Genomic DNA, 7,539 nt, shown 5'->3' with positions numbered 1-7,539 from the left:
CCCCGCGTCGACCGGCTGCCTGCGCTGGAACGCCGTGGCGGCGGCGCGGGCGCGCACGTCGGCGGCCTCGTTCATCCGGTGGTTCGCGTGGCCCTTGACCCACTCGAAGGTGACGGCGCGGCCCTGCAGGGCCTCATCCAGCGCCTTGATGATCTCGACGTTCATGACCGGCTTGCCGTCGGCCTTGCGCCAGCCCTTCCGCTTCCAGCCGGGCAGCCACTCGGTGCACGCCTTGATGGCGTACTGGCTGTCGCAGAGGATGTGCAGCGGCTCGTCCTCGTGCGCGGTGGAGCGCAGCAGCTCGAGCACCGCGGTCAGCTCGCCGATGTTGTTCGTGCCGTGCGACCAGCCGCCGGCGGCCCAGCGCGCGTCGTCGACGTACCAGGCCCAGCCCGCGGGGCCGGGATTGCCCAGGGCGGATCCGTCTGCGGCGGCGATGATGCTCACGTTCTGCTCCTCGTGCGGTCGGCGCACCCGCGCGGGCGCCTTTCGAGGGTAGTCGCCCGGCGGGCGCGGCTCGGCCGTGGGCGCGGCCGCCCCGGAGCGCAAGCCGGTGCCGGATGTCGGCGCTCGCCGCCAGAGTGGAGGCATGACCAGCATCCCCACCCTCACGCTCAACGACGGCACCTCGATCCCGCAGCTCGGCTTCGGCGTCTTCAAGGTCGACCCCGACGAGACCGAGCGCATCGTGTCCGAGGCGCTCGAGGCCGGCTACCGGCACATCGACACGGCCGCGATCTACGGCAACGAGGAGGGCGTCGGCCGTGCGATCGCCTCCTCCGGGATCGCGCGCGACGAGCTCTACGTGACCACGAAGCTGTGGAACGGTGATCAGGGCCGCGGCACCGCGCCGGGAGCCCTCGACCGCAGTCTCGAGAAGCTCGGCCTCGACTCCGTCGACCTCTACCTCATCCACTGGCCCAGCCCCGCGCAGGACCGCTACGTCGAGAGCTGGGAGGCGATGCAGGAGCTGCAGGCGGCCGGCCGCACCCGCTCGATCGGCGTCTCGAACTTCCTCGTGCCGCACCTGGAGCGCCTGCTCGCCGAGACCGAGGTGGTGCCCGCCGTCAACCAGATCGAGCTGCACCCGTACCACCAGCAGCCGACCGTGACGGCGTTCGGCGCGCAGCACGGCATCGCGACGGAGGCGTGGGGGCCGCTGGGGCAGGGCAAGTACCCGCTGCTGGAACTGCCCGTGATCACCGGGGCGGCGGAGGCGCACGACGTGACTCCCGCACAGGTCGTGCTGCGCTGGCACCTCGACCGCGGGCACATCGTGTTCCCCAAGTCGTCCACGAGGGCGCGCATCGTCGAGAACATCGACGTCTTCGGCTTCGAGCTGACCGACGACGAGCGCGACGCGATCACGGCCCTCGAGCGGGCCGGCCGGGTGGGCGGCGACCCGAACGAGGTCGCGTAGCACCGGAGCGGCAGGCCTCGTACTGATCGAGCAGCCCGCAGAGGCGCATCGAGACCCCCGTCCTCCCGACGATGGTCTCGATGCGCCGCTGTCGCGGCTGCTCGACCAGCAGAGGAGGGACGCCGGCTCCCCGGCGTCAGCCCGCGCGTCCCGCGAGCGTGACCCGCGTCGCATAGGGCATCCCGACGCGGTCGCCCGGCAGCCCGTCCACGACTCCCGACACCGCGGCGAGCACCGCGGCCCGCTCCTCGTCGGGCAGGGCGATCACGTAGCTCCGCGAGGCGAACATGTCGAGCAGTGCCGCTCGGTCGAGCTCGAACGTCCAGTCGAAGGCGGCGAAGGCCCGGCTCTGGAGCGCGGGGCCGAGCGGGGGCCGCAGCGTCTCGAAGCGCTCCGCGGGGGAGGACCCGGCCACCTCGCCGAGCGTGCGCACCCACGGCACGCTCTCGTCGCGGATGTTCCAGACGAGCGCGGCGACCCCGCCCGGCACCAGCACTCTCGCGATCTCCTCGCTCGCCCGGACGGGATCGACCCAGTGCCATGCCTGCGCGATCGTCACCAGCTCGACCGACGCGCTCTCGAGCGGGATCTCCTCCGCGGTGCCGGGCAGCGCGGTGACGGAGGGGAGCGACTCCACCAGTCGCCCGCGCATCGCCGCGTCGGGCTCCACGGCGGTGACGTCGAGGCCTCGGGCCACCAGGGAGGCCGTGAACTTGCCGGTCCCCGCACCGAGGTCTAGCGCGCGCAGGCGGACGGAGGTGTCCGCTCCGGCGGCACGAGCGCGCTCCGGGAGGCGGGCGGCGGGCGCCCGGGCCGGCACGTGCGCCACGATCCAGTCGACTGCGTCGTCCGGGTAGCCGGGCCGCCCGCGGTCGTAGGCGTCGACGGCACTGCCGAAGGAACGGGCGGGATCCTGCTGCGTCATGCCTCCGAGGCTACGAGTCCCCGGTGCAGCACGTCGATCGCGTAGCCGTACCCCGCGATGCCGGCGCCGACGATCACGGCGACCGCGATGTCCGAGAGGTAGGAGCGGTGCCGGAACTCCTCACGGCGGTGGACGTTGCTGACGTGCACCTCGACCATCGGCAGCTCGGTCGCCAGCACGGCGTCGCGGATCGCGATCGAGGTGTGGGTGTAGGCGCCCGCGTTCAGGACGACTCCCGAGCAGGTGCCGCGCGCCGCGTGGAGGCGGTCGATGATCGCGCCCTCCGAGTTCGCCTGGAAGAACTCCACGTCCAGGCCCAGGGCCCCGGCGCGCTCGGTCGCGAGCGACTCGACGTCGGCGAGCGTCGCGGAGCCGTAGAGCTCGGGCTCGCGCGTGCCGAGCAGATTCAGGTTCGGTCCGTTGACGACGAGGATCGGGAGGGTCACGCTCCGACCCTAGAGCCTGGCGGCGCCGATCTCCCGTTCACCGGTCGCCGGCGTCGGCGGTGCTCACTCGACCGGAGCGAGCGCCGCGAGATCCAGGGGCAGCGGAGGCAGCTCCGCGCGCAGGCGGATCAGCTCGAGTGCGTGGGCGTCCAGTCGACGGTCCTCGTCGCTCTCGGGCTCCAGCCGCGGCACCGGTTCGGCGGTGCCGTCGGATCCGGGCACGACGAAGACGCTCATGCACTGGGTCGTCAGTTCGAGCTCGCCGGTGCGCGGGTCGCCCGAGCGCACGTGGATCGCGAGGTGCATGCTCCGGCCGCCGGTGTGGATGAGCCGCGCCTCCACCTCCACGAGGTGCCCGATGCGCACCGGGCGGTAGAAGTGGATGCCTCCGGAGTAGACCGCGACGGCGTCGCGTCCGCTCCAGCGCTGCGCGACGGTGTCGGCCGCCTCGTCGATCCAGCGCATGACGATGCCGCCGTGCGCGTTGCCGCCCCAGTTGACGTCTCCGGGGGCGGCGAGGAAGCGGAAGACGATCCTCGGTCCGGTGCCCTCGTCGGTGTACCGCTGCTCGCGCATCACCTCGTGCAGCGCGCGGCGACCGGCGATGCGGGCGGCGGCGCCCTCGGCGAGCGCGAGGTCCTCGATCGAGCGCGGCCGCCACTCCGGCACAGGGCGCGGCCGCTTCTCGCCGTCCACCGCCACGAAGATCAGGAGGCAGTGCGTCGCGGGCTCGTAGACGCCCGTGCGCGGATCCGCCTGGCCGACGCGGACGAGCACGTGCATGCTGCTGCGTCCGGTGTGGATGACCTGCGCGCTCGCCTCGATGAGGTTGCCCACCGCGATCGGCCGGGTGAAGTGCACGTTGCCGACGTAGGCGGTGACGCAGTAGCCGCCGCTCCAGCCGACGGCGCAGGCGTAGCCGGCCTTGTCGATCCACTCGAGCACGCGGCCGGCCTGGGCGCTGCGGCCGTCGGCGGTGGCGTCCTGCGGAGCGGCGAGGAAGCGGAGGGTGATGCGGTCGGTCATGTGCTCCAGTGTTCCTGCTCCGCGGTGATCCGCAGCGCTGAAGGAGTGGACCCGCGGAAGGGGGTGCGAGAAGGGGGATGCTCCTCCCGCGGGCCACAGGGTGCGCAGGCGCGGGGCCTGCGAGTCGGGTCAGGCGGTGGGCTGCGCGGTGAGCTCCTGCGCGAGCAGGCGGAACCGGAGCGCCTCCAGCTCCGCGGTCAGCTCGGCGGGCAGCCGGTCGCCGAACTTCGCGAAGAACTCCTCCGTCAGCGCGCACTCGTCCAGCCACGCCTCCACGGGCACGGCGAACAGCTCGCGCTTCACGGCGTCCGACAGGTTCAGCCCGTGCGTGTCGATCTCGACGGGCAGGTCGCCCAGCGGACCGCGCCGCGCGTCGGCGGCTCCCTCGAGCCGGCGCACCAGCCACTGGATCACCCGGGCGTTCTCCCCGAACCCGGGCCAGAGGAAGGAGCCGTCGGCGCCCTTGCGGAACCAGTTCACCTGGAAGATCGCGGGCGCCTTCTCGCCGAGGTCCTCGCCGACCGCGAGCCAGTGCGCGAAGTAGTCGGCCATGTTGTACCCGCAGAAGGGGAGCATGGCGAACGGATCGCGGCGCAGCTCGCCGACGGTCCCCTCCGCCGCAGCGGTCTTCTCGGAGGCGATGGTCGCGCCGAGGAACACGCCGTGCTGCCAGGAGGTGGCCTGCGTCACGAGCGGCACGTTCGTGGCGCGCCGGCCGCCGAAGACGATCGCATCCAGCGGCACGCCCTCGAAGGCGTCCCAGTCGTCCGAGAGCGACGGGCACTGCAGCGCGGGCGCCGTGAAGCGGGCGTTCGGATGCGCGGCCGGAGTGGATGAGGCGGGCGTCCAGGGCTCTCCGCGCCAGTCGGTCAAGCGCTCGGGGACGTCGTCGGTGAGCCCCTCCCACCACACGTCGCCGTCCTCGCGCAGCGCGACGTTGGTGAAGATCGTGTTGCCCCAGAGGGTCTGCACGGCGTTGGGGTTCGAGGTCTGCCCCGTGCCGGGGGCGACGCCGAAGAAGCCGGTCTCGGGGTTCATCGCCCAGAGGCGCCCGTCCTCGCCCTTCTTCATCCAGGTGATGTCGTCGCCGAGGGTCTCGACGCGCCAGCCCGGCAGGGCCGGCTGCATCATCGCCAGGTTCGTCTTGCCGCAGGCGCTCGGGAACGCCGCCGCCACGTGGTAGCGACGGCCTTCGGGCGAGACGATGCGGATGAGGAGCATGTGCTCGGCGAGCCAGCCCTCCTCGCGGCCCATGGCCGACGCGATGCGCAGCGCGAAGCACTTCTTGGCGAGCAGCGCGTTGCCGCCGTAGCCCGAGCCGAACGACCAGATCTCGCGGGTCTCGGGGAACTGGGTGATGTACTTCGTCTCGTTGCACGGCCAGGCGACGTCCTCGCGGGTGGTCCCGTCGGCATCGTGCAGCGGGAAGCCGACGGAGTGCACTCCGCGCACGAAGGCGGTGTCCTCGGTGAAGGCGGTGAGCGGAGCGGCGCCGACGCGCGCCATTATCCGCATGTTGAGCACGGCGTAGGCGGAGTCGGTGAGCTGCACGCCGAGCTGCGAGAGCGGGCCGCCGACGGGGCCCATCGAGAACGGGACGACGTACATCGTGCGGCCGCGCATCGATCCCGCGAAGTACGGGGCGATCTCGGCCTTCATCGACGACGCCTCACGCCAGTTGTTGGTCGGGCCGGCATCGCCCTCGTCGGTCGTGCAGATGAAGGTGCGGTCCTCGACGCGGGCGACGTCGTCGGGATCGGTGCGGGCCAGGAACGATCCGGGGCGCCACTCGGCGTTCAGGGCGAGCAGCTTGCCTTCCTCGACCATGCGCCCGGTCAGGCGGTGCCACTCCTCGGGGGAGCCGTCGGTCCACTCGATCGCGTCGGGCTCGAGGATCGCGGCCATCTCGCGCACCCAGCGGCGCAGGGCGAGGGGAGCGGGCGGGACGACCTGCGCGGGCGTCGCGGTGGGCGCGGTCAGGGTGCTCGGCTCGAGCCGCACGGTGTTGGTGAAGATGCTCATGGTCGCTCCGCTTTCTCGTGTGTCGTCGTCGACGGGTGGGGAGTCGGCCTCGATCAGTCGTCTGCGTCGAGGGGCGTCGTGTGGCGCCTGGAGCCAGAATGGAGGAGGATCGTGCTGTCTTGACGGGGTCCGCTCCGTCAAGAACGGCTCTTTTTCTCCGTACGTCACAACCGATCGCAGGAGCTCGACGTGACAGACCCCTCCGCGGCCCCCACCGGGACCGACGCCGCGCTGCTCGGGCAGCGCATCCGCCACTTCCGCACCCGCCGGGGTCTCACCCTGGGTCAGCTCGCCGAGCGCGTGGGCGTCTCGGGGAGTCAGCTGTCGCTCGTCGAGACGGGCCGCCGGGAACCGCGGCTCTCGCTGATGCAGGGCCTGGCGTCGGCGCTCGGAGTCGAGCTCGCCGCCCTGCTCTCCGACGAGCCGCCGAGCGAGCGCGCCGCGCTCGAGATCGAGCTCGCGCGCGTGCAGAAGGGCTCGCTCTACCGCTCGCTGGGGCTCCCTGAGTTCAAGGTCAACAAGGGCCTCACGACCCCCGTCCTCCAGGCGTTCCTCGGCGTGTACCGCGAGCTGGCGCGACGCAGGAACGAGGCGAGCGCCACACCGGAGGAGGCGCGGCGGGCCAACACGGCGCAGCGGCTGCAGCTGCGCGACAGCAACGCCTACCTGCCCGAGATCGAGACGATCGCCGGCGAGATGCTGCGCACCGTCGGGCACCGCGGAGGGGCGCTGACCCACAGCTCGGTCTCGCGCATGGCGCGGCACCTCGGCTTCGAGATCATCCACGTCGGCGATCTGCCCCACTCCGCCCGGTCGGTGATCGACCTGGCCAACGGCCGGATCTACCTCCCTCCCGCCTCGATCCCCGGAGGCCACGGGCTGCGCGCGCTCGCGCTGCAGGCCATGGCGCACCGGCTGCTGGGGCACGAGCGCCCGGTGACCTACGCCGACTTCCTCCGCCAGCGCCTCGAGATCAACTACTTCGCCGCCGCCTGCCTCATGCCGCTCGAGCCGGCGGTCGCGTTCCTGCAGGAGGCGAAGCGCGGCCGGGACATCTCGGTCGAGGACTTCCGCGACGGCTTCGGAGTCACCCACGAGGCGGCCGCTCTGCGCTTCACCAACCTGCTGACCTCGCACCTCGACATCCGGATGCACTTCCTCCGCGTCCTGGGCGACGGGTCGATCCAGAAGGCGTACGAGAACGACGACCTGCCCCTGCCGACCGATGTGACGGGCGCGGTGGAGGGGCAGGTGGTGTGCCGCTACTGGTCGGCCCGCTCGGCGTTCAGCCGCACCAACCGCACGACGGAGTACTACCAGTACGTCGACACCCCGGCCGGCACGTTCTGGTCGGCGTCGCAAACGGGCACGACGGCGACGGAGGAGTTCTCGATCACGGTCGGCGTGCCGTTCGCCGAGGCGCGCTTCTTCCGCGGCCGCGACACGGACCGCCGCGAGCAGTCCCGCTGCCCGGACGAGTCGTGCTGCCGCCGCGCACCGGCGGATCTCGCCGCCCGCTGGGACGGCAACGCCTGGCCGAGCGCGCGCCTGCACGCCCACGTGCTCGCACCGCTGCCCTCCGGCACGTTCCCCGGCATCGACGACGCCGAGGTCTACGAGTTCCTCGACTCCCACGCCCGCGAGTCCTGACCTCCCTCCCGCGAGACGCCACTCGGGTACGCCCGTCACGGCGTGTCGCG

General features: G+C 72.3%; 7 protein-coding genes. 2 read left to right on the top strand and 5 right to left on the bottom strand.

Going from position 1 to position 7,539, the window contains the following annotated elements:
- On the bottom strand, positions 1 to 447 hold a 447-nt coding region (locus tag B0T42_RS14290; protein ID WP_173892336.1), incomplete at its 3' end, for a ribonuclease H family protein.
- Between the two features lie 142 nt (positions 448 to 589).
- On the opposite strand from B0T42_RS14290, the gene B0T42_RS14285 reads away from it, so the two are divergent.
- Positions 590 to 1,420: an aldo/keto reductase gene (locus B0T42_RS14285; protein WP_077223707.1), complete on the top strand. Its 831-nt coding sequence runs from the start codon at positions 590 to 592 to the stop codon at positions 1,418 to 1,420.
- Positions 1,421 to 1,556: 136 nt separating this feature from the next.
- Here B0T42_RS14285 and B0T42_RS14280 read toward each other — a convergent pair whose 3' ends face one another.
- The 4 genes from B0T42_RS14280 to B0T42_RS14265 form a co-directional block, all read right to left on the bottom strand.
- Entirely contained in the window at positions 1,557 to 2,345 is a 789-nt protein-coding gene (locus tag B0T42_RS14280) for a class I SAM-dependent methyltransferase (protein ID WP_077223706.1), read from the bottom strand.
- Positions 2,342 to 2,791: a type II 3-dehydroquinate dehydratase gene (gene aroQ, locus B0T42_RS14275; RefSeq protein ID WP_077223705.1), complete on the bottom strand. Its 450-nt coding sequence runs from the start codon at positions 2,789 to 2,791 to the stop codon at positions 2,342 to 2,344. The genes B0T42_RS14280 and aroQ overlap by 4 nt, the downstream gene beginning before the upstream one ends.
- A 63-nt stretch (positions 2,792 to 2,854) precedes the next feature.
- The gene (locus B0T42_RS14270; RefSeq protein ID WP_077223704.1) at positions 2,855 to 3,817 is read right to left on the bottom strand and encodes an acyl-CoA thioesterase; all 963 of its coding nucleotides are present in this window, start codon (positions 3,815 to 3,817) and stop codon (positions 2,855 to 2,857) included.
- 129 nt (positions 3,818 to 3,946) lie between these two features.
- A complete protein-coding gene (locus B0T42_RS14265) occupies positions 3,947 to 5,839 on the bottom strand; it encodes a phosphoenolpyruvate carboxykinase (GTP) (RefSeq protein WP_077223703.1) in 1,893 nt (630 codons plus the stop codon).
- Between the two features lie 189 nt (positions 5,840 to 6,028).
- Between B0T42_RS14265 and B0T42_RS14260 the strand changes: the two genes are divergently transcribed.
- Entirely contained in the window at positions 6,029 to 7,489 is a 1,461-nt protein-coding gene (locus B0T42_RS14260; protein ID WP_077223702.1) for a helix-turn-helix domain-containing protein, read from the top strand.
- Positions 7,490 to 7,539 lie beyond the last annotated feature (50 nt).

Source organism: Rathayibacter rhapontici, from assembly GCF_001995175.1.
Taxonomy (GTDB): domain Bacteria; phylum Actinomycetota; class Actinomycetes; order Actinomycetales; family Microbacteriaceae; genus Rathayibacter.
The sequence above is the reverse complement of the archived record's forward strand: the minus strand, read 5'-3'. Positions and strand labels throughout refer to the sequence as shown.